We start from the raw sequence: 23,622 nt of genomic DNA on the forward strand, positions 1-23,622 counted from the left end.
GTCATGAAATGGAAGCATGCTGGCCTATCTTTGATGCTGGTTGCAAGCGTAATCGTCAGCTCCATTGGTCTTCGTACCGTAAGTGCGGTTGCGTTGCCAGTGGGAATGGACGAAGATTTTAACTCTTTTACTGTAGGCAACTTTTCAGGAGTGAGCAATTGGAATCCGTCCTTGTCCGCCGATGGGGCCATTCAAGTCGTAGCGGATGAGACGCCGGCCGATCATAGCATCAGGATGGAGAAAACGAGTACATCCTCAACAACCAATTTAACTCTCGACCGCAAAAATTTGTCGGAGTCCGGAAAAGTTGTAGTCAGCTACCGAGTGAGAACGGATGAAATTAGCGGGACAAAGTCAGCGCCTTATATATACGGATCGACAACTAGCAATAATATGATCAGTTTCTCCCTATCTGGCAGTAATATCAATGCCTACAACGGAGCAACGAGTACAACAATTTATACAGGATTAATCGCGAAACAGTGGTACCATATCCAGTTCACGCTGGATACAACTTCAAAGAAATATGATGTTTACATCGATGGCATGCAGAAAGCATCAGGCTTTGCATTTCGAGATACGACTGTAAACACAGATACGTTATCGCTAATCCGTTTTTCCATAGATAAGGCGACAAAAGGAACTCTTCAGTTCGATGATGTATTTGTCGATCAACTTCCTTCTGCTTTAAGTATGGAGCCAAGCTATCATTTATCCATTAATTCAACGCATGCCTCTCAAGTTAATGGGATCTATAGTGACCATTCGGTAAGTTTAAACACCAAAGCCTACTACAGCTCATCCGACCCGACGATCGCTGCCGTGGATGATAATGGGCTAGTAAGCGGGTTAAAGGCAGGAACAGCAACAATCACAGCTCGGGTTGGAGGAATGGCTGCCTCAACACTTGTGAGTGTAGATCCCTTGTCCGTGCTTAACCGCGTACAACTGGATCAGCCCTCATATACCTTACTAGAAGGGCAGCAGCAGTTAACTGTACTGACAGCGGTATATTCCAATGGCCCCTTTGTTGTTAATGGCTATCCGGGGGTTTCATTCACTTCCAGTAATCCCACCGTCGTAACGGTAGACAGCAGTGGAATCATGAACGCGATTCATTATGGAGCTTCGGTATTGATAGCCACTTACGGAGGTAAAAGTACGAGTGCAGATGTAACGGTCATGCCGATCCTAAGCGGACTTCAATCTGTATCGCCGGGTCCGGCAGGGTTTAATCTCATGGCAAATGAAACCGGTCAAAGTGTTATTCAGGCCGTCTACTCAGACGGGACTGTGAAAGATGTAAGTGCCGTCGCAACCTATGTATCCGATGATACTTCTATCGCGAGGGTGGATAGCTCCGGCACGGTGCTCGGCGTCACAGCTGGGCAAACGGTCATTACAGCAACGTACGATTCAAAAGATGTAAAGATCCCGGTTCGGGTATCATCTTTGCATCTGGATGCCGATTCCTACACATTGGCGCTAAATGCGACTCACAACACATTAGTGAGCTTGATCGGACCTGACGGTAATTCCACGGATGTTACCAAGCAGTCGTTATTCCTATCCGGGGACCCAGCTGTTATTGCTGTTGACGCAAACGGTAAAGTGACGGGCCTCAGGACGGGTACCACATCGCTGACAGTGACATATGGGACGACACAAGTCGTGGCTAACGCAGCCGTTCTAGGTGGAAGTATGTCTTCGACTTTCTCCATTGCACCGGAAGCATTAAATAGCCAGTTAAGCTTATTAGTTTCAGCAGGGATGAATGGAACAAGCCTTTCTGATGGAACCATTTACTCCGTTCAAACGGAAATCGTATACGATCCCTCAGTGCTGCAATTGGTGGAAGTTAAACCGCTCATGTTCACAGGTACGGCAAAAGCCATTAATGAAACGGATAGCATCTTTGTGGATGCAGGCCAATCTACCGGATACCAAAGTGTAGTCTTGCCCGACGATCACCGAATCCTATACGCGGCAACTCACATATCAAGCGCTGGGTCTACTCAAAGCGAGAATAGAAAAAAGGGACTCACCAACCTAGTATTTCGCGTTCTGAAACCGGGCGTAACCTCGCAGATTCAGGTGAACGATTTGAGATTGGGCTTGTTAAAAGAGAGTACGATTTTAGGAGCAAGCCCTGATCAAATTTTTATGGAGAAACCGACTCCTGAGCCTCCTAAAGTACCGCCAAAGGTTACTGTGTCGTACAGCTCAACGGTTTCAACCAATAAAGATGTAATCGCGACAATCACATCTAGCGAGCCCGTCACCATAACGAACAATAATGGCTCAACCAGTCACACATTCATGAGTAACGGCAGCTTTGTGTTTGAGTATGTCGATGCTTATGGCAACAAGGGGACAGTTACAGCTGCTGTGGCTCTTATTGATAAAGTGGCTCCGACGCTTAAGGTTACCGTCGATAAGCCTGTCATTCGCCCGCCGAATCATAAAATGATTCCAATCAAGGTGACACTTCAAGCGGATGGTACAGGATCTGGAATTGCATCTATTGTGCTTACGTCTATTACCAGCAATGAGTCTGATAACGGCTCAGGGGATGGGGATACGTCAGAAGATATTCAAGATGCCGAGTTTGGTATACAAGATACGTCGTTCAGCCTTCGAGCAGAGCGCTCGGGGAAAGGCAGCGGACGCATCTATACGATCACATATACGGTTACAGATGAGGCTGGAAACGCAGCCGTTGCAACTGCTGCTGTAGTCGTTCCTCACTAATGCAAAAGGAGCTCAGGCGCCCTGTCTGATTCAAAAGGGCAGGGCGTGAGCTTTTTAAATTTCAGTTAGATTTGACCTAGAGAAATTCACAAAAAACAATTGACACTTCCGCTTTATCCATTTAATATTAGTGCATAAAGTATAAACGTTTATATATTATAATCATAGAAATACTTACTGATTTACCAGGGAGAAAAAGTCCAATTAATCTTTAAAAAGCTGTGGGGGATAGTAGTTTATTTTTTTAAATTTTAAATATAAACGTTTATAGAATTAAGGGGGATGTAAATGAAACGCAAACAACGAAGATTTCGAGGGAAAACCTTTTACTTGTTCATTTTTCCTTGGTTAATTGGCTCCATTGTTTTTACGCTATACCCCATTTTGTCATCTCTGTATTTTAGCTTCACGGAATATGATATTAATCATCCGCCAAAGTGGATTGGTTTAGGTAACTATGCCAAGATGCTGCATGATGAGCTCTTCTGGCGTGGTGTTAAGGCTACATTGATCTTCACTCTGTTTAGTGTTCCGCTGCAGCTTGTTCTATCTTTGGTTTTAGCCTTACTGGTCAATCAAAAGCTTCCGTTCCAACGATTTTTTCGCACCGTATTCTATTTTCCAAGCATGATTTCGGGTGTAGCTTTATCGCTGATGTGGCTCTGGGTATTTAACTCGAAGACGGGGATTTTTAATTATGTGCTTAGCCTGGTAGGTGTTGCAGGACCCGGTTGGCTGGAGGATGAGAAATGGGCGCTTGTGGCCATGATCATCATGACGATGTGGGGCGCTGGGGCTGGAATGGTCATTTTTCTTGCAGGTCTTCAGGGGGTTCCGCCTATTATCTACGAAGCAGGTAAAATCGATGGCGTTAGTCGCTGGCAATCGCTGTGGCATATAACAATCCCGATGATATCACCGGTTATTTTGTTCCAGCTCATTATGGGTGTTATCGAATCCTTTCAGGTGTTCACACAAGCCTTTGTCATGACGAAGGGTGGACCTCATTATGCTACACAGTTCTATGTGTTTTACTTGTGGCAGAACGGATTCAAATTTTTCAAAATGGGTTACGCCTCTGCGATGGCATGGCTGCTGCTTATCGCCATTATGTTCTTTACTTATTTAATTATGAAATTCTCCAAAAAGTTTGTGCATTATGAAGCGGGGGATGGCGTATGAACACAGTTAAAAGCAACTCGTCCAGGTCAATGTTTCGTGCAATCGTTTTCCTTTTCCTTATTGTCATAGCTGTGATTATGGTGATTCCATCCATTAATATGTTCTCTACAGCTTTGAAATCGCAGTCGGACGTGCTGAAGTTTCCTCCGGAGATCATTCCGAAGCATATCGCGTGGAGTAATTTTCAAGCTCTTTTCAGCAAATATGACTATGCACTCTGGTACCGCAACAGCTTGTTTGTGGCTTTAATAAGCGTGTTCGGTACGGTGATTTCTTCTGCCTTTGTTGCCTATGGATTCGCCCGTCATGATGCCAAAGCCAAGAATGCGCTTTTTATTTTTTTGCTGGCGACGATGATGCTGCCTTATCCGGTATTGATGATTCCTCAATTTATTTTATTCAAACAGTTGGGATGGATGGACTCCTTCCTGCCGATCACGGTGCCAGCCTTTTTTGGATCCGCCTACATGATCTTTTTGATGAGACAGTTTTTTACTTCGCTCTCGAATGAATTGTTTGATGCTGCAAAGATTGATGGCTGTTCGGAGCTGCGTCAATGGTGGAATATCGCTTTGCCGCTAAGCGGTCCTGTTCTAGCTACGGTAGCGATTTTCTCCTTTATGGGCAGTTGGAATGATCTGCTAGGGCAGGTGCTGTATCTCAGTTCTTCCGACAAATTCACGCTTACCATCGGCATGTCAGCGATGTATGGCTCAGCCACACGCCTTATTCCATGGAATTTGGTAATGGTCGCTGCCATTCTGGCTATGATTCCTGTTGTGTTTTTATTTTCAGTAGCACAAAAGTACTTTGTGGAAAGTGTTGTGCTGACTGGAGTGAAATAAATATTTGGTTACATATGACTAGGAGGGTTAAGGGTATGGGGAAAAACGGAAAATGGGCTTGGAAACGTTCAATGGTAGTGATTTCATCTGCGGCCTTGGTAATGACGGGCTGCACCAGTTCAAAGGATGCAACGGGTGACGCGAAAAGTGGTGAAGTCGTCACCATTAATCAATTCGTTACGGACACTCCTGACAAAGTATATGTGGAGAAACTGGTTCCCGATTTTGAAGCTAGTCACCCTAATATCAAGGTGAAAATCACGAAAGCGCCATATGCCGAGTTCGATTCTAAGCTTCAATCCATGATCGCCGCAGGGACCGCACCAGATGTAACTTCGCATTTCGGGCAGGCTGGCTTCATCGAGTTTTTGGATAAAGGAATGCTGCGTGATATGACGGATCTGATGGCAGCGGATCATTTTAAAGCATCTGATTATGGGATGCCGGACAATGTGTTAGACATTTATAAGTCCGGCGGTAAAAACTATGGAATTCCGGTATATAGCTATGTATCCCTCATGCTTTACAACAAAGACATGTTTGATAAAGCGGGAATCCCTTACCCACCAGCGGATTATGAAGATAAGTCATGGACCTTCGATAAAATGGTTGAAATTGGGAAGAAACTGACCAAGCCTAACACGGATATTCAAAAGGCAGAGTACGGCTTGGATTGGGGCTGGGCCGAGAAGGATATGAGATTGATCTATTTCGGACCGAAAATATATTCAGATGATACTTGGACCAATGGCGGTCATCCGACAGCAGCGTATTTCAACACGCCAGATGTGATCAAAGCGAATAATCGGGTCAATGATTTGATATGGAAAGACAAGGTTATGCCTGACAACCAGTTTAGAAAAGCGGTAGCGGGCGATGGCGGAGATCCATTTGCAACAGGCAAAATAGGTATGTCCGTAGCTGGTGCTTGGATTTTGGCATCCGTGAAAGAATACAGCTTTAAAGTAGGGGTTGCAGCAGTTCCAATCGGATATAACAATAAAGCTCGCGATGTCTTGTATATCGATCCGCTTCTTATCCTTAAAGATTCCAAGCATCCGAAGGAAGCCTACGAATGGATTAAGTATCAGCTGAACAAAGGCGTTCAAGAAAAAGCAATCGAATTAAGCGGAGGCACCCCGCCATCCAACCAACAAGCGGCTGAAAAATATTTTAATCTGTTTGCGCCAGCGATCGATCCTAAGGATTTGAAGAAAGTTGTCGACGGCGGACTTAAATATGGGATCGAATCTTATAATCACTTGATTGCCAACTACACGGAAATTTTGAATATTGTTAATAACGAAATGGATCCTCTTGATAATGGCAAGAAAACAGTGGAAGATGTGAGTCCGGAAATTGACAAAAAGGTAAACGCATTGCTGTCTGAAATCAATGCCAAGTATAAGAAATAATCAAATGAAAAAAATTAGTATTTTAGATGTAGTCGCGAAGTCAGGCGTCTCCCTCGTTACCGTATCAAAGGTATTGAACCATTCTGCGACGGTCCGTGAGAGCAATCGACTGAAAGTGCTGCAAGCAATCAAGGAGCTGGATTATCGTCCTAACTCCGCTGCCCGCAGCTTAGCGCGTGGCAAAACAGGGTTGATCGGGCTTACGTTGGATTCATTACAAGATACTGTGTTTGATGGTATTGTGCAGTCCGTGAACGAAAGCTTAGAAGAGCAGGGCTATTTATTGGCTTTGTCGGTGGCCTCCCCTTCCAAAGGGGAGACTAACGGGCAAGACAACTTCTTATTCCAAGAGGATCGTGTGGATGGCATTATCGTGCTTTCCCCTCAAAATGAGAAGAACTATGTACTAGAGCTCAAACGAAAGAAGATTCCTTTCGTTATTATCGATAACCATCTAGAAGCCACAAGCGCTTTGACAGTGAATGTAGACAATTACAAGGGTGGGTATGAAGCGACCAAGCATCTGCTTGGTCTCGGGCATATCCGCATTGCTCATGTAACGGGTCCTATTCATTTCCTCAGTGTTCGGGAAAGAAGAAGGGGCTTTGAAGCTGCTCTTCAGGAGGCAGGTCTTTCCCCATTGATTGTGTCCAACACGGATTTTAGCATTCGCAATGGATTTACGATTGCCAAGGAATGGCTGAATGGCGGTACGATACCAACAGCTGTTTTTGCCGGAGATGATGGCTTAGCGCTTGGGGTTATGAAAGCTTTTCAAAGTGAGGGATACAACATTCCTCGTGACGTGTCTGTAATCGGATTTGACGATCAAGTCTTTGCATCGGAAATCCATCCTTTACTAACAACGGTTCGTCAGCCTATGGTTGAAATGGGTCAGCAGGCCGTGCGGCTTTTGCTGCGATTGATTCAGGGCTTGAAAAGAAATACGTCTGTTCTCTTACAACCGAATTTGATTATCAGAGATTCTACAACCCGATACATTAGAGATTAAATATGTTTTCCGGGTAGGAGGTGGCATACATGAATTACTATCTAGGAGTTGACGCTGGCGGAAGTAAAACCCTTGCTGTCATCACGGATGAAACAGGGACATTACTTGCAAGCGGAAATAGCGGACCTGGCAACCATCAGATCAATGTTGATTTAGCAGAGCAAAATATTCAAGAAGCTGTAAACCAAGCTCTAAACCAAGCAGGATTACAACCGCACGAAATAGCCGTCGCTTGGTTTGGATTAGCAGGTGCCGATCGAGAGGCGGATTTCCGTATTTTACGACCCATGATCCACAAGCTTCAATTTTCCCGCTATGACATCGTATGTGACACTATGATTGCTTTACGTGCAGGAACAACCAGACCGTCAGGAGTTGTGGTTATCTGTGGTAATGGCATGAACTGTGCAGGTGTAAATTCCATTGGAGAAAGCTTGCAATGCGGCGGCTTTGGTTATGCGTATGGGGATTTTGGCGGGGGGAGCGAGCTTGCCGTAGAAGCATTCCGCGCGGTCATACGAGCTTGGGAGGGACGAAGTCAAGCAACACTGCTGACTCCTCTGGTCCTTGAAGCATTAGGCTATACATCGGTAGAGCAAATGTTCCATCATTCTTTAGACAACCATAGAAGGATTCCTTCAAGTTTAACCAAGCTTTTATTTATTGCTGCGGCTAAAGGAGACACCGTATCCCGTAACATTTTACAAAGGCAGGGTACGGAATTAGGACAATCCGCAAGAGCGGTGATCGAAAAGTTAGGTATGCAGGAGGATACATTCGATCTTGTTTTAGCTGGAAGTGTGATTACAAAAGGCGAAGGAAGCTTTATTCACCCTTACATTGCTGATGAGGTGCACGAGATTGCCCCGGGCTGCAGCTTGCGAGTGCTGACAATGGAACCTGTAGTAGGAGCTATTTTATCAGCTATGGAAAAGGATGGACGGAAGATTACGGATGCTGTTTACGAGCAGTCTCAGTAACATTCATAATCTCAAAGGAGTTGTCACAGTTGAATAAACGCTTAAAAGTCGTTGTAATTGGCGGAGGCTCATCTTATACGCCTGAGTTAATCGAAGGTCTTATCCTGAATTATAACGAATTTCCGATAACCGAAATTTGGCTGGTAGATATCCAAGAAGGTAAGCATAAGCTCGATATTGTCGGGAAATTGGCACAGCGGATGGTCGAGAAATCAGGGCTGCCAATCGAAGTACATCTAACTATCAATCGCCGGGAAGCGCTAGAGGGAGCTGATTTTGTTTCTACTCAAATGCGTGTCGGCCTTCTCCAGGCAAGGATTTGGGATGAGACCATTCCTCTTAAATATGGTGTCATCGGGCAAGAAACGACCGGCCCAGGCGGTATGCTCAAAGCGTTTCGGACCATTCCCGCCTTGCTGGATATCTGTAAGGACATGGAAGAACTTTGTCCGGATGCATGGATGCTTAACTTCACAAACCCAGCGGGCATGGTAACAAAAGCCGTCAATACATACACCAAAATTAAAGCGATCGGCCTTTGTAATGCGCCTACAGGCGTTTATAAATGGTTGATGGAGCTTTATGACGTTCCTGCCCAGCAAATCTATGCGGAGTTTGTTGGTTTGAATCATTTGCATTGGGTGACACAAGTCGTTGTGGATGGTCAATCTAAGCTAGAGGAGCTTTTGGGTAACAGTCAAGGCTATTCCGCCAAAAATGTGCCGCAATCCGAATGGAATGAGAGCTTAATTCGTTCATTAGGGGCTATTCCTTCCTATTATTTAAAATATTTCTACCTCAAGCAGGAGATGCTTCAAGACCAGCTGGATTCATCTGCGAAAGTAGGTACTCGCGCTGAGATCGTGAAACAACTGGAGGACGAATTGTTTGAGCTGTATAAGGACCCGAATTTAGCGGAGAAGCCTAAACAGCTGGAGAAACGCGGAGGCGCTTATTATTCGGAAGCGGCCGTTCGTTTAATGAAGTCATTATATAACGATACACGTGATATTCAGACGTTGAATGTTCCTAATGGCAATATATTGGACTTTTTATCACCGGATGCCTGCATTGAGGTCAACTGTGTCGTTACGAAGCAGGGGCCTATCCCTATTGCTGTTTCTAATGTTCCGTTTGCTGTAAAAGGGTTAATTCATGCTGTCAAAACGTATGAGCAATTAGCCATCGAAGCTGCAGTAAGCGGTGATCGTGATCTTGCCCTTCTTGCATTAGCTAATCATCCTTTGATTCCTTCAGTGAATGTTGCGGAACCCATGTTAGTAGAAATGTTGGAGCAAAATAAAGCTTTTCTGCCTCAATTTTTTCGGAATTAATATATAAACGTTTATATGAATGAGGAAGATTCTACATGCGCCCCGGATTCGCGCACGTTGTAGTACTGCCGCATGGCGCAAAGAACAGGCTAGACAAGGAGCAGGTAAAAGCTCTGAGTCTAGCCTGTTTTTGGGGTAAGCAAGTTCGCGCTTATTTATTCGGGTGCTCCAGAATAAGCGCGTTTTCCGAGCTTATTTGTCGTATATCCCATTCATAACGACCAAAAGGGGCTGTCCCATAAGGCGTTCATCTCTAGGCTTCCTCTGTTTTCACAATTGCACTACATGGAAAACCTACCGTTAATTTGGGTATTTTTTCATAAAAAAGCTAGTTTATATGGAAAGATGACCGTTTAGAGCAATTGACGCCAAATGAACTGGAGGAATTCCTGTTAGATTTCGCTCCATACCGAAACAAAATAGAGGCCGCTCGCTAGGTTATTAACCTTTTGCGTCAGCCTCCCTGATGATTAGAATGGATTAAGGCGTTTTTACAAAGTTCACCCAGTTCAAGTTAGGATCTCCGGTTGGCATTTTGATGCGAATGGTTTGATTGCCGGAAGGCAAAGTAATAGTCATACTAGCCGTTTGCCAAGTTTGATAACCGCCTGTATTCGGAATGGTAAATGTTCCTAAAGCTGTGCCATTCGAAGTTACTTGGAATTGTCCACCGCTAACTGGACTTGCCACTCGGAATTGCATGGAATAGGTACCAGGGTTTTGAACATTTACTTTATACTCGACCCATCCACCTTGACCATTCCAACCGACATCTAGTCCACCGCCCACATCTGTTGTTGTTTCCGTGGATGTGGCGGACATGGCATCATATTTTTCCGCTTCAATTTTTGCCGGTAAAGCAACTCCTGTTGCCCCTGTTCCTTGCTTCGTAAAATTAAGCCAATTTAAGTTAGGGTCTCCGGTCAGAAGAGAAATCCTTATGGTTTGAGCACCTGCAGGTAAAGTAATTGCAGTAGTGGCTGTTTGCCAAGTTTGGTAACCACCTGTTTTAGGAATGTTGAGAGAACCCAGCAGGGTGCCGGCAGCATCTTTGATTTGGAAAACGCCACCAGTCACAGGGCTCGCTACACGGAAATCAACATTGTATATGCCAGCAGTTTGTGCGTTAATAGCGTAATCCAACCAACCGCCTTGGCCATTCCAACCTACATCGAGCCCACCGCCTACATCAGAAGTTGGCTCCGTCGAAGTACTAGACATCGCTTTGAAGCTCTCGGCTTCGATTTTCCCTGGAATGGCTTGACCTGCTGCTGTTGCTTGTAAACCCGTGTTAATAGCACTCCAGAAATTAGCATCTTCTTCGCCTAAGCAATAAACGGAAACACCTGCTAATCCATAACTGATCGTATAGTTTGTTTTTTGAGCAATACTGGTTGAATCTTCATACCAAACCTCATGGTTTTTACCATTTAATGTATAAGTGAATTTCATGGAGCCGCTTGCAGCATCTCTTACTGGCGTTGCGTGAATATCGGCAATCAATTGGGGTATATTTTTCCAATAGATCAATTGATTGCTGTTTCCTGTTGCATCAGACAAATTCCAGTCGTTTCCATATGCCGGAATTCCCATTAATAGTTTTTGAGGAGACACATGAGCGACAGCATAATTTAACGCATTCGTAATAAATGATTTGCTTGTAACCGGGCCTGGACCGCTCCAAACGCCATATTCGTCATATGTCATAATTTGCAGCAAATCAGCATCCGCGCCAAGTGCCGTAAAGTTGAAAGGATAGGTCCATGAATCGTTGGGGTCATCTACATTTTTGGCTGGCACTGAAACCATGGTTAGCAAATTATTTGCATGCATGACAGCTGCAACATCATGAACAAAGCTGGTAAAATTAGGACCTTCAGTAGCCAACATGCCTTCAAAATCAATGTTAATGCCCTTATAATTATTGTTTTTCACAAGATTCAGCATGTTCGTAATCAAATTGCTTCTTGCCGTCGAGTTCGTCAGTACAGCATGAGCGAGTGAACTATCCCAATCATGAACCACATCGTTATAATTGGACACAAGGGCATATGGCACTTGTCCATGTGAATTTGCGTACGATACTGCTGCTGTTGGAACTGTGCCAATTAGATTGCCATTCACATCAGTATTAAATGTATCCGTAGAAACATGTGTAAGGTTGCTGCCATATGTATCGAGATCATTCCCGGAATCTACGGTGTAATAACCTAATACGATGGGGGCAGCAGCTGCTTTAGTGATGGGTGCGCTTACAGAAACCATGACTGATAACATGAACGTGGTAACAACTGTTAAACCAAGTACTTTTCTCATCTTCATCATTGGATCTCCTTTATGAATCATATTGGGCATACGGCCGAACCTTAACGCACTTCTTTAACAAAATTAGAGAAGAAGACATATTTCCTATTCATTCAAAAAGCGTCACCCCCAAAATATATAAACGTTTATACTTACAAGATAAATTCTAAATGCTTGGATTATCGTTGTCAATTGTTATTTACAGCTTAATATTGACACTGTTCACGTATGTGAATATACTTTTATATATAAACGTTATAATAATTAGGGAGTTCAAATGGAATGAAAAAAGTAAGCATCTTAGATGTCGTTGCTAAGTCAGGTGTTTCTCTCGTTACTGTGTCCAGAGTTTTGAACAATGTGGCGTCCGTGAGGGAGAGCAATCGTCAAAAAGTACTGCAAGCCATTAAAGAACTGGATTACAGACCTAATTCGGCAGCACGAAGTCTAGCTCGCGGTTCAACGGGCTTAATCGGGCTTACATTGGTTACGCTCAAGGATACTGTTTTCGATGGTATTGTTCAAACGGTGAATGAATCTTTGCAGGATAATGGTTATTTTCTCGCCTTATCTGTTTTCTCGCCTGCGAAGGATGAACCGGACGAACAGAAAAATTTTTTATTTCAGGAAGATCGTGTAGATGGTATTATCGTTCTCTCACCACTGGATGAAGAACGCTATGTCATGGAGCTAAAGCAGAAGAAAATTCCTTTTGTGATCATAGATAATCATGTTGAAAATACTAGAGCTTTAACCGTGAATGTAGACAATTACAATGGAGGCTATGAAGCGACCAAGCACTTGCTTGATCTAGGCCATACTCGGATTGCGCATGTAAGCGGCCCTGAGCATTTTCTGAGTGTTAGGGAAAGAAAACGGGGCTATGAGAAAGCATTAGCAGAAGCCGAACTGTCCCCTTTAACGATTTCCCACACGGACTTTGGTATCCGTACCGGCTTTGACGTTGCTAAGGCATGGATCCAAAATGAGATCATTCCTACGGCTGTTTTTGCGGGGGATGACGGTTTAGCGCTCGGTGTCATGGAGGCGTTTCAGAGCGAAGGGTACAAGATTCCAAGTGATCTTTCTGTTATCGGTTATGATGACCAAGTATTTGCTTCGGAAATACATCCGAGACTTACGACCATTCGCCAGCCTATGGAGCAAATGGGCCAGCATGCTGTACGTCTTTTGCTAAAATTGATTCAAGGGTCCAAAAGAAATTCTTCCATCGTTTTGCAGCCCGAATTGATTGTTCGAGAGTCGACAGCGATGTGTAGGATAGGATCGTGATGCTAAAATAAGAGAGCTAGTTCTTCGAACGACTGAAGAGATAGCTCTTTTATTTATTTTTAATCGAATGCTGGACGTACACTGACTTTGTATTTTGTATGATGCTATAATAAGAGAAACAGCCTAGATGCAACTTTGCGATGCAGCGAGTGCGTGGGTAGACGCGGCAGGCGGCCTATACGGTTGTGCAAAAATAGGATAAGAACAGGAGCTTGTAATCATGTTACATATTGGCATTATCGGTACTGGCGGGTTCAGTAAGATGCACGCAAAAATTTTGTCCGAGATGGAAGATGTGCAAATCCAAGCGGTTTGCGGGACGAGTAAGGCAAAAGCGAAGGAGTTTGCTTCGGGATTCAGCATTCCCTCAAGCTATGAAAGTGTTAGTGAGATGCTGGAAGCCGAGCGCTTGGATGCCGTATATATTCTTGTACCGCCAATGTCGCACGGGGAGTTTGAAATGCAGCTTATTGAAAGAGGCATTCCTTTTTTTGTTGAAAAGCCGCTTGGCGTGAATGCCGAGCAGCCTTATCAGATTTTAACCGAATTGCGCAAGAAACCCCTGATTACGTCCGTTGGCTATCATTTTCGTTATACAGATACAGTAAGTCAGATGAAACAATTGTTGAGCCAGCAAAATGTCGGCATGATTACAGGCAATTGGATGGGAGATATGCCTCAAGTTGCTTGGTGGAGAGATCAAGAGAGATCAGGCGGACAATTCATAGAACAAAGCACACATCTGGTCGACATTCTGCGTTATTGTGTAGGAGAGATTGACGAAGTCTACGCTTTGTATGGCAATCAAGTGATGCACAAGCAATTTGATGGGGTAACGGCAGCCGATGTGGGAACGGTGACTTTGAAATTTAGCAGCGGCGTTATTGCTAATATTTCTAATACGTGCGTGCTGCCAAATGGACTGGGTAAGGTGGGTATAACCTGCTATACGCAGGAGGGGATGCTGGAGTGGGATACGGAACGTTTGAAATTGATCGAAGCTCATGCAACCTCTGAAATTAAAAGATCAGTTAATCCCTATCTCGTAGAAAATGAAGCCTTCATCCATGCGCTGAAAACAGGGGATACCGGGCGTATTCTTTCGGATTACGAGGATGCCTTTAAGACACAACAGGTGACTGTTGCTGCGCTCAAATCAGCGAAATCGGGATTGCCTGTTCGCATTGGATAAGGAAAGTGTCCAATGACACAAATGTGCCTACATAATTTTAAATGGAAATGCCTGAGGAATCAGGCTTTTTTATTTTTATGTGGGAGGATTTGTGTCATCAAAAAATACACAAATGTCCCAACATTGTAGTCTTACGACACAAATTCACCTACTTTATAGGAGTTCTATTTTCAGGTCAGATATCACAAGAAATATTTCGATTGCCGACAGGATAAACTTAACCGCTTTGCTAACGGAAACTATAGTTGAGGAGCATGCTTCGTGGCTGCTCCTTTTTCGTTTGCTGAACTAACGGGCAGGCTTGCGTAATTGATAAGTTTGCACTCAATTTAATCCATGGGTTGGAAGAGTCTGATTAGCATTCGATGAGTTTGCATAAGTATTTCTTGAATAAAAGCAGTTCTATCCAAAGAAACCACTCCATTGTTAGGAGTGGTTTTGTCTTTATATACTAATGTAAATCTTATGGTCAAAAGATACTTTGTGTTTGGATACATTACGGTGAACCGTATCACAAGTAACGGCAAGTTTTCAGCTCCATAGTCATCTACGTAGGATCGGTTTGAATGGTCCTGCCTTTATAAAACATATGCGCGGGGTCGATTTCTTTTTCTTTCGCTGAAACCGAGGTTGAGCTTAGTTTGAAGACCGCAGTTTTGCTCCCCATGGATGAAACGTACCTTTCCAGATGACTTTTTTTGAGCGGTTGATCATAATAGTCCGGCACATATTTATCAAGCATTCCCTGCATGGCTTCCGTTGCTTCGGTCAAATCAGATATTCTAATCACTGTTCCATGGATTATTACGCTCATATACGCGGTATCTGTATTTGCGGGTACCGGATCGGAGATGGTCCCATACTCCTCGCTAATTGTGAAACAGGCCTGGGGATTGTGCTCGATGAATGTCACTTTCTTCCCTTCTGCAGCCCCATGAAAATAGACAGCATCGTTCCACCACAAGAAATTTAGTGGAACGACATAGGGGACGTCTTTTGATGATAAGCCTAGAAAACCTGTTCGAGATTGTTTAAGAAAACGTTGGATTCTTTCTGTATCTGTACAAGCGCGTTTCTGCATACGAATTGGAAACAAATAAATCCCTCTCCTTCTAAAAATGTTCATCGGTTTGTGATACTATTATTTTAAGTGTAATCTGTCATGTGTAAAAGTGACAGAAATAGCGAAATAATTAGGGACAGATGGTGAGTAACTTGATAGGTTTAACTCCGGAGATTGATAAACAGAGCAAAATCCCCATCTATCTTCAGCTTTTTACGTACATAAAAGGGCAGATAGAAGCCGGTATCATTCGTGAAAATGATCGACTGCCTTCCATTCGGGAGTTATCTACTTATTTGATGATAAGTAAAAACACAGTGGAGATCGTATATCAACAGCTGCTTGCAGAAGGTTATATTCAAAGCAGGCTTCGAAGCGGTTTATATGTGCTACCAATGGAGACGTTGACCTTGACTGGGGGCGTGCGAGAGTTGATTTTCACGTGTGAAATCGAGGGACGAACGCATGAGCAGAGCGAAGAGAACTTGATTAATTTCGAGTATGGGGATGTCGAGTTGGGACATTTTCCGATCAAGCAATGGAAAAAGTGCCTGATTGATTCTCTCGATGACCGTTCTCATGAAGTATACGGATATGGTGATCGGCAGGGGCATGCAGGACTTCGGAGGGAAATCTCCCAGTATTTATATCAGTCACGCGGAGTCACGTGTTCGTCAGGTCAAGTTTTTCTCAGTGCAGGGACACAACAGTCCATCAGCATGCTCTGCCAGCTTTTGTCCCTTTCGAAGCGAGTAGCCCTGGAAGAGCCTGGCTATAACGGGGTCAGGGTCGTGTTCGCCAATCATGAGCATGAGATTATCCCCATACCGCTTGAGAATGACGGATTAGTGGTTGATAAGTTGCGTCAAAGTGGTGCCAAAACGGTATATGTCACCCCATCTCATCAGTTTCCAATAGGAACCGTAATGCCTGTACAGAATAGAGGCAAGTTGCTTCAGTGGGCTTATGAGAACAATGGTTACATTGTCGAGGATGACTACGACAGTGAGTTTCGTCATCAAGGTCAGCCAATTCCGGCGCTGAAGGCTATGGATACGGGAGACAGGGTCATCTACTTGGGGACGTTCTCGAAATCATTCCTTCCAGGCGCTAGATTGAGTTATATAGTATTGCCGGAATTGCTCGCTCAGTCTTACAAGAAAGAAATGCAATCGTATAGTCAATCGGTCTCACCGCTCATACAGGCGGCAGTGTATATGTTTATGAAAAAAGGTTATTTCGAGGGGCATGTCCGCAAAATGAGAAAGTTGTATCAATCGAGACATAAAACATTGATACGTTCTATTCATGAGTTTCTGGGGAATCGGGTTAGTATTATCGGGCAAAAATCGGGCTTGCATTTACTGCTGGATGTGTACAATCGACACAGCTTGGAATTGATCGATCTTGCGGCCCAGGAGCGGTGTTAAAGTGTACTCACCTAGCATTCATTGGATGGACCCTGCTAAGTGTCCAGACTCGTATATCATGCTCGGATTTGCAGGGTTAAGTGAAGGGCAAATTACTGAGGGTATATTTCGGTTAAAAGAGGCGTGGTTCGGCTAGCAATGCATAATGAATTGTCATTGACAGCGCGGAGAACCATACCACAAGTAACGGCGAAAATTAGATGGTGGCGGTTCACTGGTAACGGCAAATCAAAGCCTTTATCCTTGCAATAAGGCTGTCGAAATCAATGGATCGGCAGTTTTCTCCGCTAACGGGCAGGATTCTACAGCAGGTCATTGAAAACACAATAAAATAAATGCAGGTCAAATCAAAGGAGATTAATATGCTTTACGAACAAAGAGTGACAGTTCCAACCATAGAAAGCCTGATGAATATTATTAGCAATTTTAAAGAATATAAGATTGATACAAATTTAGACCCGGAAATAGAACTTGGGGTAATAAGTAAAAACGAACAAAGTGGTTTTTCATGTATGATGACTCCAGACCATGCCCTTTTTAGTATTGATATATTAAATGCTAAAGACGAGGTTCTCATTAGAATTTTAATAGAGATATTAGACAGATATAACCTCGAAACGGACAGACTGAATGAAGATATCCGAATTTGTTACAATAACAGGATTGCTGAAATGCAAACGGATTACGAAAGATACTGGGTTATTTATAGGTTTGATGAGGAAGATGATATGGTACAAGTTAGATATAGAGCGTTTGTTAATGAGTGAATGGTTCATTTTCATAGCACATCAGATAACATCATATTCGTACTACAGTAAGCCAACTGTCAGACCATAAAGTGGTAAAAACCCGGTTAATTGGGTAACTCATTACGCTCCCTCGTTATGATTTAATTTCCTCACGTAAGCTCGTGTATTCGCAGGATTTCATCCCTATTGGATTCGATAGAAGAATGAAAAGAGTCAGGATTTGTTATGTTGACCCGTTAGAAGGCGTGCGGGAATAGAGGTGGGGTATCCGCACCTAATTAATTCCATATACTGCACGTATTCTCCACATGGCCCTTAGCGATTTTCGCTCCCATGTCTCAACGGGTCTAAGCCCTCTCATTCCTTCGTCACATCTATCTAAGGGGTGGAGGTCGGTTTTTCTAACGGAACGGGTCAGTGCCCTTTTGCGTAACGTATCCCGATACTCCGTGCTTTCTTTGTCATCCTGCGAATACGCCAACTTGCGTTAGTAATGCATAGTTTTTAAGCTGCCAATGCAAAGACTTTCACTGGGTTGTATGCTTCTTCACTGCGTGCTAGGCCTACTAAAAGTCGAGCCAACTTTCCACATAACTTCATGATGGATTTCATTTTTTTTAGCTTTTTTGCCTGAACATTATGTTGATGCAAAGCCTTGAATTCTTTGTTAGTCATAACCATACACATCGTTATTAGGTAGAGGAAGTGTCGCAGGCGTGGTCGTCCTCGTTTACTGAGGGTCATCTGGCCTTTCCATTTCCCAGAGCTTGCCTCGGTCAGATTAAGGCCTGCGTGACGCAGCAGTGTGTTTCCGTGGATATAACCACTGAGATCACCTGACTCCCCTAAGACACCCGCTAAAGCAATCGCACTTATGCCAGTAATGGCAAGGATTTTACTTGCATAAGGGATTCGTTCAAGTACGGCTTTGGCCTCAGTTTCGATTCTCTGCAGCTGTGTGTTTGCTAAGTCATACTCCTCAAGAAGATGCTCAAGATGGAGTTTGTAAGAATATGTTGCCTGGGTAGACCCAACGCTCTTTTTGGCAAGATCGATGAGCAACTTAGCTCTACGGACACCAGAGTGTCGTTTCATGGACTTTTTCCATCCCGCAATCACATCGTTAGGTTCTAGTCTAGATAGATCGGCGGGGAGAGGAAACAACCTAAGAGTCTCCAATGCACCTTTGCAAGTTAAGATTTTAAAGACTTGTCTAAGCTCAGGAAACACAATGTCGACCCAGCGGTGAATTTGATTAACTGCACTTACAAGCCGCTTAACAACAGTCTCTCGATTTGCCATAAGGACTCGCAGCTCTTCGTATTCTGTGGAATGAAAACGGACTGGGGAATAGTAGCCGTTTTTCACCATGTCAGCAATGACAAGCGCATCCTTTTTGTCACTTTTAGATCGTGTATTGTCGCGGTTTTCTTTATTTTTTTTGACTAGGTGAGGATTTACGAGTACAGCCTCGATCTCGGTATCTTTAAGCCAATGTGCAAGGGCAAGCCAGTAATGTCCTGTTGGCTCCATACCGACGATTACTTGGCTTAGCTTGTACGAAGCTAGCAAGTCTCGGATCCAGCGATCAAGAGATCGGAAGCCGATTTCATCATTACTAAATTCCAGGGGATTACCCAAAGCAATACCACGGAAATTAACAGCTCTAGCAACGTGGATCTCCTGAGCGATATCTACACCGACAACAAGGTGATTAGAGGTAATGTTTTCAATGAGTTGATTTTGTTTATCTTGTGCTTTAAACTTCATAGTAGAGCGACCTCCTGATGTGGGATTTTAAGGGCTGTAGACCCGTTACGTACTCCCATCGTACAGGAGCGCTCTTTTTTATTCAAAGTCCAAATTATTCGTTCCACAGGAATTCTAACGGGACACGATAGTTCAATCATGACACGACGGAGCCGCCGAAGGACGGGCAGAATAATTAAAGGGAATCATTCTGAGATAAGCGAATTATTAAAAAAGTGATATGTGTATTTCATTAAATTGCAGAGGGGAAATAGTGTGCCAGACCTGACAAAAAACGTTCTCGAAGACATGAACAAGCAGTCTCGATCGAATCATTAAGAGCTTAAACCAACTTGATGATGATTTGATTTGGAAAAAAATGAAGGATTCTATGAACAGCATTGGAAACCTTTGCTTACATTTAGCGGGAAACGAGTATCAGAACCTCATAAGTGCAATCGGAAACAAACCTTTCATTCGGGAACGCGCTCAAGAATTTAATTCTGAAGGTGGCATATCGAAGGATGAATTGAAAAGTCTTCTTTTGAGGACACGATCTGAATCGGAAAGTATATTATCAGTTTTGTCCGAGCAGGATTTAAAAAGGGAAGTCATAATCCGCTATGACTTGGAGGACTGGAACAGAATGCTTCGGGTTAATGCTTCAGAAAATGAAACCTATGAAGCGAGAGTAATCAGTCGGCTTCTTGTTCAGGTTGCGGCACACTATGGATATCATGCTGGGCAAATTGTACTACTCTCCAAATTAATGAAAGATTCGAATGAACACATAACAGGACAGTATCATTGATCATTCATTCAACTAACGAAACTTATAGTTCAAAATTGGAAGGGCTGCCGCTTAGGCAGCCCTTCGTTGAGCTAACGGGCAGATTAGTTGAAGATGAAGTGCAGGGAACCGTACCACAAATGACGCAAATTTTCTGGTTAGGGGACGGGCGAATTGTTGTACAAAGCATGGATATTCTGGTGGATCCATGAAAATTATACGAGGCGTACAGAGCAATTCACCCCAGGAGGGTTATTCTTAGCTGGTGATCTCCCCAAAGAAAGCCTTATATTCTAAGTTAGTACCTGGCGTGCCTCGCCCTGCAGTGATAGTAAAGGTTGGCATTAATAAGCAGCATTTGAATGCAGAAGGTGCCGAAACTTTTGATATAGACTTCCATATGGCCCCAAAGCTAGAGGGGGGCCAGTTTGTTGATGTAATTGGTCGAATCGAGACGAAACCCGAAGAACTAAAGGAAGTTGTGAAGGATTTTTGGGAAGAGCACGAAGCAGAGGGACTTGAACCGGAGCAATGTGCGGATCAAGTCATGAATGAAATGTTAGGGTCCCCTTGGCTGTTAAAGAATCAAGAAGTGATTCTATTTGGTTATCTTGCTGAGTTGTACGGTCGACATAAAGATGCAAATGACTCCTTTTATAAGTATCTTAAGGGCTTAGAGACTGCTGCTAGCAAGTAAAACGGGTACACGATTTACGAGTAAGACATTAACATTCCCTTGCAGCAAAGACCGTCCATTATTACTGGACGGTCTTTTTTAACCATTCAGAATTTATAAGATTCACTCTTATTCATTTCTGAATGGTCTCCGATAAAAACGACATCCTCTGTCCTAGAGGACGACGAAGTCGTTTTTACTGCGAACCGCGCCGCAGCCCAAATCAGGAAATTTTTCTCCCTTGAGGCACTAGTTGCTTTGGGGTATATTAGTACAGGTGCATATTTATGCACGATCCGACACCCAGATCAAACATAGAAAGAGGACATCATGAACAACCACTTTATGAGCACAACGGCACATTTTAAATCGTTCAAAAAGGCATACGCAACGCTCGCCTTCATCGCGATTCTAACGGTACTTGTCTTCGGTAGCTCCTTTTCTGGTCCGACGGCCTATGCCGCGTCCGGCGGGGATGCCGGCAAGACGATTAAGATGGGAACTAGTCCTGACTATCCGCCCTACGAGAACGTTGACGCGACGGGGAGCGGCGGCATCGTCGGACTCGATGTCGACATCGCGAAGTATATCGCGGATAAGCTTGGCTATAAGCTGACGATCGCTGGTTCGGACTTCGACGGCTTGATCGCCGCGTTGCAAACCCATCGGGTCGATTTCGTCATGTCGGGCATGTCGGTGACGGACGAACGGAAGAAAAGCGTCGATTTCTCTGACAGCTATTACATGGCTCGGAATACGATCGTCTCCATGAAAGATAAAAACTACGGCACGCTGGACGAGCTCAAAAACAAGCGAATCGGCGTACAGCTTGGTTCGACGCAGGAGCAAGTCGTTGCGGACATGAAGGACGCCCAAATCGTAAAGCTGAACAAAATTCCCGATCTGATCCAAGCGCTCGAAGCGAACCGGATCGATGCGGCGATCGTCGAAGACGCCGTCGCGGCGGGGTACGCCGGTTCGAACGCGGATTTGAAGTTCGCGATGATCCCCGCGGCCGGCAACGGGGAAGGTTATGCCGCCGCGTTCCCCCATGGATCTCCACTAACCGCGGAATTTAACGGCGTCTTGAAGAAGATGAAAGACGACGGCACGTTGCAGACGATGATCGACAAATGGTTCGGGACCAAAACCGAGACGGCTAAGCCGAAGAGCGGTTTGGATTTCGGAAAGCTACGCCCCTACTACGGATATATCCTTCGCGGAGTGTACATTACTTTGCTGTTCACGATCGTATCCGCTCTGTTCGGATTCGTCTGGGGCGGCATCCTGTCATTGTTCAAGCTCTCGAAAATCGCGCCGCTTAGATGGTTTTCGACCGTGTACACGTCCGTATTTCGGGGGACGCCGCTGCTGCTGCAGCTGTTTTTGATTTATTACGCCACGCCGCAATTGTTCCATTACAACATTCCATCGCTGCTGGCGGCGGGTCTAGCTTTCGGATTGAACTCGGCGGCCTACTTGTCGGAGACGATTCGCGGGGGGATTCTGGCCGTCGACAAAGGCCAGCGCGAAGCGGCATTGGCGCTCGGCATTCCTTACGGGACGATGATGGGCAGCATCATCCTGCCGCAAGCGGTCAAGAACATCCTGCCGGCTCTCGTGAACGAATGCGTAGCTCTCGTCAAGGAATCGTCCCTCGTCTCGGTTATCGGGGTCGCGGATTTGATGAGACGGTCCAACGTCGTGCAAGCGAACACGTTCCTGGCGTTCGAGCCGTTGCTCGTCGTCGGGGCTATCTACTACGTGCTCGTGCTTGTTCTGACATCGTTTGCCCGGTTACTCGAAAGGAGGATGCGCCGCAGTGATTAACGTCGAAAATTTAACTAAAAGTTACGGCAAGCTCGAGGTGCTAAAAGACATCTCGACGACCGTGGAGCACGGCGAAGTGGTAGCTTTGATTGGCCCATCGGGTTCCGGTAAGTCGACTCTTCTCCGTTGTCTCAACCTTCTGGAGGTGCCGACGGGCGGGCGGATCCTCGTGGATGGAGCCGATTTGACCGACCGTAAAACCGACATCACCCGCGTCCGCCAACGGATCGGCATGGTGTTTCAGCATTTTCATCTCTTCCCGCACATGACGGTCATGGATAACCTGACTTTCGCCCCGATGCGAGTCAAAGGATTGTCCAAAGACGAGGCGCGCGCCAAAGGTCAGCAACTGCTCGACCGAGTCGGGCTTTCCGACAAGGCGAACGAGTTCCCTTCCAAGCTGTCCGGTGGACAGAAACAGCGCGTGGCGATCGCGCGCAGTCTCGCCATGGATCCGGAGATCATGCTGTTCGATGAACCGACTTCCGCGCTCGATCCGGAGATGGTGAAGGAAGTGTTGGCCGTCATCCGCGATCTTGCCTCTTCGGGCATGACGATGATGATCGTCACCCATGAGATGAATTTCGCCCGCGAAGCGGCGAATACGATTTACTTCCTTGAAGGCGGACGGCTGCTCGAACGCTCCGAGCCGGAGCGGTTTTTCACGAAGCCGCAAACCGAACGCGCGGCGCGGTTTCTGGAGAAAGTGCTGTAGCACAATAGGATATTTAGGCCGTGGTTCTGCTTAGGAGCGGAATCGCGGCCTTTTCGCGTTGATTTGCAGGGATCGTTTACGAAGATTTGTCGCAGTTGAAGCTCACTTTGAGCAATTTGTTACATTTCATGCAGGTAGTTTGTTTCAAAAGCACCGGATGGAAGGTCTCAAAGAGGTAGCCATATGTATCCTTGGGTGACAGTTCTAATAACTTTTCCAAGGAAAATAGACTTTCTTGTTGAATACTATACATCTGGAGTTCTTCCTTCCTTGTTTGGTAGCGGTACTTAACACTTCGAGATTTGAGGAGGC

19 protein-coding genes are annotated in these 23,622 nt (G+C 44.8%); 16 read left to right on the top strand and 3 right to left on the bottom strand.

Annotated features, from left to right (window positions below):
• The first annotated feature begins 3 nt into the window (after positions 1-3).
• From ACBP55_RS13615 to ACBP55_RS13645, 7 genes are all read left to right on the top strand, one after another.
• The gene (locus ACBP55_RS13615; protein WP_464652263.1) at positions 4-2,751 is read left to right on the top strand and encodes an Ig-like domain-containing protein; all 2,748 of its coding nucleotides are present in this window, start codon (positions 4-6) and stop codon (positions 2,749-2,751) included.
• A 288-nt stretch (positions 2,752-3,039) separates the two neighbouring features.
• Entirely contained in the window at positions 3,040-3,933 is an 894-nt protein-coding gene (locus ACBP55_RS13620; protein ID WP_464652265.1) for a carbohydrate ABC transporter permease, read from the top strand.
• Positions 3,930-4,778, top strand: coding sequence for a carbohydrate ABC transporter permease (locus tag ACBP55_RS13625; RefSeq protein ID WP_464652267.1), 849 nt, complete (start codon positions 3,930-3,932; stop codon positions 4,776-4,778). The genes ACBP55_RS13620 and ACBP55_RS13625 overlap by 4 nt, the downstream gene beginning before the upstream one ends.
• A gap of 35 nt (positions 4,779-4,813) precedes the next feature.
• On the top strand, positions 4,814-6,193 hold the full coding sequence (locus tag ACBP55_RS13630) for an ABC transporter substrate-binding protein (RefSeq protein WP_464652269.1): 1,380 nt from the start codon (positions 4,814-4,816) through the stop codon (positions 6,191-6,193).
• Positions 6,194-6,197: 4 nt separating this feature from the next.
• Positions 6,198-7,205: a LacI family DNA-binding transcriptional regulator gene (locus ACBP55_RS13635; protein ID WP_464652270.1), complete on the top strand. Its 1,008-nt coding sequence runs from the start codon at positions 6,198-6,200 to the stop codon at positions 7,203-7,205.
• Positions 7,206-7,234: 29 nt separating this feature from the next.
• Complete coding sequence (locus ACBP55_RS13640) at positions 7,235-8,185, top strand: N-acetylglucosamine kinase (RefSeq protein WP_464652271.1); 951 nt, start codon at positions 7,235-7,237, stop codon at positions 8,183-8,185.
• A 29-nt stretch (positions 8,186-8,214) separates the two neighbouring features.
• Positions 8,215-9,519: a 6-phospho-beta-glucosidase gene (locus ACBP55_RS13645; RefSeq protein ID WP_464652273.1), complete on the top strand. Its 1,305-nt coding sequence runs from the start codon at positions 8,215-8,217 to the stop codon at positions 9,517-9,519.
• Between the two features lie 480 nt (positions 9,520-9,999).
• Here ACBP55_RS13645 and ACBP55_RS13650 read toward each other — a convergent pair whose 3' ends face one another.
• On the bottom strand, positions 10,000-11,844 hold the full coding sequence (locus ACBP55_RS13650; RefSeq protein ID WP_464652274.1) for a carbohydrate-binding protein: 1,845 nt from the start codon (positions 11,842-11,844) through the stop codon (positions 10,000-10,002).
• A 261-nt stretch (positions 11,845-12,105) separates the two neighbouring features.
• Between ACBP55_RS13650 and ACBP55_RS13655 the strand changes: the two genes are divergently transcribed.
• Both ACBP55_RS13655 and ACBP55_RS13660 read left to right on the top strand, forming a co-directional pair.
• On the top strand, positions 12,106-13,116 hold the full coding sequence (locus tag ACBP55_RS13655) for a LacI family DNA-binding transcriptional regulator (RefSeq protein ID WP_464652276.1): 1,011 nt from the start codon (positions 12,106-12,108) through the stop codon (positions 13,114-13,116).
• A 220-nt stretch (positions 13,117-13,336) separates the two neighbouring features.
• Positions 13,337-14,308: a Gfo/Idh/MocA family protein gene (locus ACBP55_RS13660; RefSeq protein ID WP_464652278.1), complete on the top strand. Its 972-nt coding sequence runs from the start codon at positions 13,337-13,339 to the stop codon at positions 14,306-14,308.
• A gap of 547 nt (positions 14,309-14,855) precedes the next feature.
• Here the strand turns inward: ACBP55_RS13660 and ACBP55_RS13665 are convergent.
• On the bottom strand, positions 14,856-15,404 hold the full coding sequence (locus tag ACBP55_RS13665) for a pyridoxamine 5'-phosphate oxidase family protein (protein ID WP_464652280.1): 549 nt from the start codon (positions 15,402-15,404) through the stop codon (positions 14,856-14,858).
• 119 nt (positions 15,405-15,523) lie between these two features.
• Between ACBP55_RS13665 and pdxR the strand changes: the two genes are divergently transcribed.
• The gene (gene pdxR, locus ACBP55_RS13670; RefSeq protein ID WP_464652281.1) at positions 15,524-16,801 is read left to right on the top strand and encodes a MocR-like pyridoxine biosynthesis transcription factor PdxR; all 1,278 of its coding nucleotides are present in this window, start codon (positions 15,524-15,526) and stop codon (positions 16,799-16,801) included.
• Positions 16,802-17,163: 362 nt separating this feature from the next.
• The gene (locus ACBP55_RS13675) at positions 17,164-17,568 is read left to right on the top strand and encodes a hypothetical protein (RefSeq protein WP_464652283.1); all 405 of its coding nucleotides are present in this window, start codon (positions 17,164-17,166) and stop codon (positions 17,566-17,568) included.
• Positions 17,569-18,054: 486 nt separating this feature from the next.
• Here the strand turns inward: ACBP55_RS13675 and ACBP55_RS13680 are convergent, their stop codons facing one another.
• Positions 18,055-19,320, bottom strand: a complete 1,266-nt coding sequence (locus ACBP55_RS13680; protein ID WP_464652285.1) for an IS110 family RNA-guided transposase — start codon at positions 19,318-19,320, stop codon at positions 18,055-18,057.
• A gap of 370 nt (positions 19,321-19,690) precedes the next feature.
• Between ACBP55_RS13680 and ACBP55_RS13685 the strand changes: the two genes are divergently transcribed.
• The 5 genes from ACBP55_RS13685 (at position 19,691) to ACBP55_RS13705 (ending at position 23,310) form a co-directional block, all read left to right on the top strand.
• The gene (locus tag ACBP55_RS13685) at positions 19,691-20,110 is read left to right on the top strand and encodes a DinB family protein (RefSeq protein WP_464653313.1); all 420 of its coding nucleotides are present in this window, start codon (positions 19,691-19,693) and stop codon (positions 20,108-20,110) included.
• Positions 20,107-20,301, top strand: coding sequence for a hypothetical protein (locus tag ACBP55_RS13690; RefSeq protein WP_464652287.1), 195 nt, complete (start codon positions 20,107-20,109; stop codon positions 20,299-20,301). Before ACBP55_RS13685 ends, ACBP55_RS13690 begins: the two co-directional genes overlap by 4 nt.
• Positions 20,302-20,354: 53 nt before the next feature.
• On the top strand, positions 20,355-20,786 hold the full coding sequence (locus ACBP55_RS13695) for a hypothetical protein (RefSeq protein WP_464652289.1): 432 nt from the start codon (positions 20,355-20,357) through the stop codon (positions 20,784-20,786).
• A 309-nt stretch (positions 20,787-21,095) separates the two neighbouring features.
• Positions 21,096-22,595: an ABC transporter substrate-binding protein/permease gene (locus ACBP55_RS13700; RefSeq protein WP_464652291.1), complete on the top strand. Its 1,500-nt coding sequence runs from the start codon at positions 21,096-21,098 to the stop codon at positions 22,593-22,595.
• Positions 22,588-23,310 (top strand): amino acid ABC transporter ATP-binding protein, encoded by a 723-nt coding sequence (locus ACBP55_RS13705; protein WP_464652293.1) that lies wholly within the window; start codon positions 22,588-22,590, stop codon positions 23,308-23,310. The genes ACBP55_RS13700 and ACBP55_RS13705 overlap by 8 nt, the downstream gene beginning before the upstream one ends.
• Positions 23,311-23,622 lie beyond the last annotated feature (312 nt).

Source organism: Paenibacillus sp. WG02 (genome assembly GCF_055396115.1).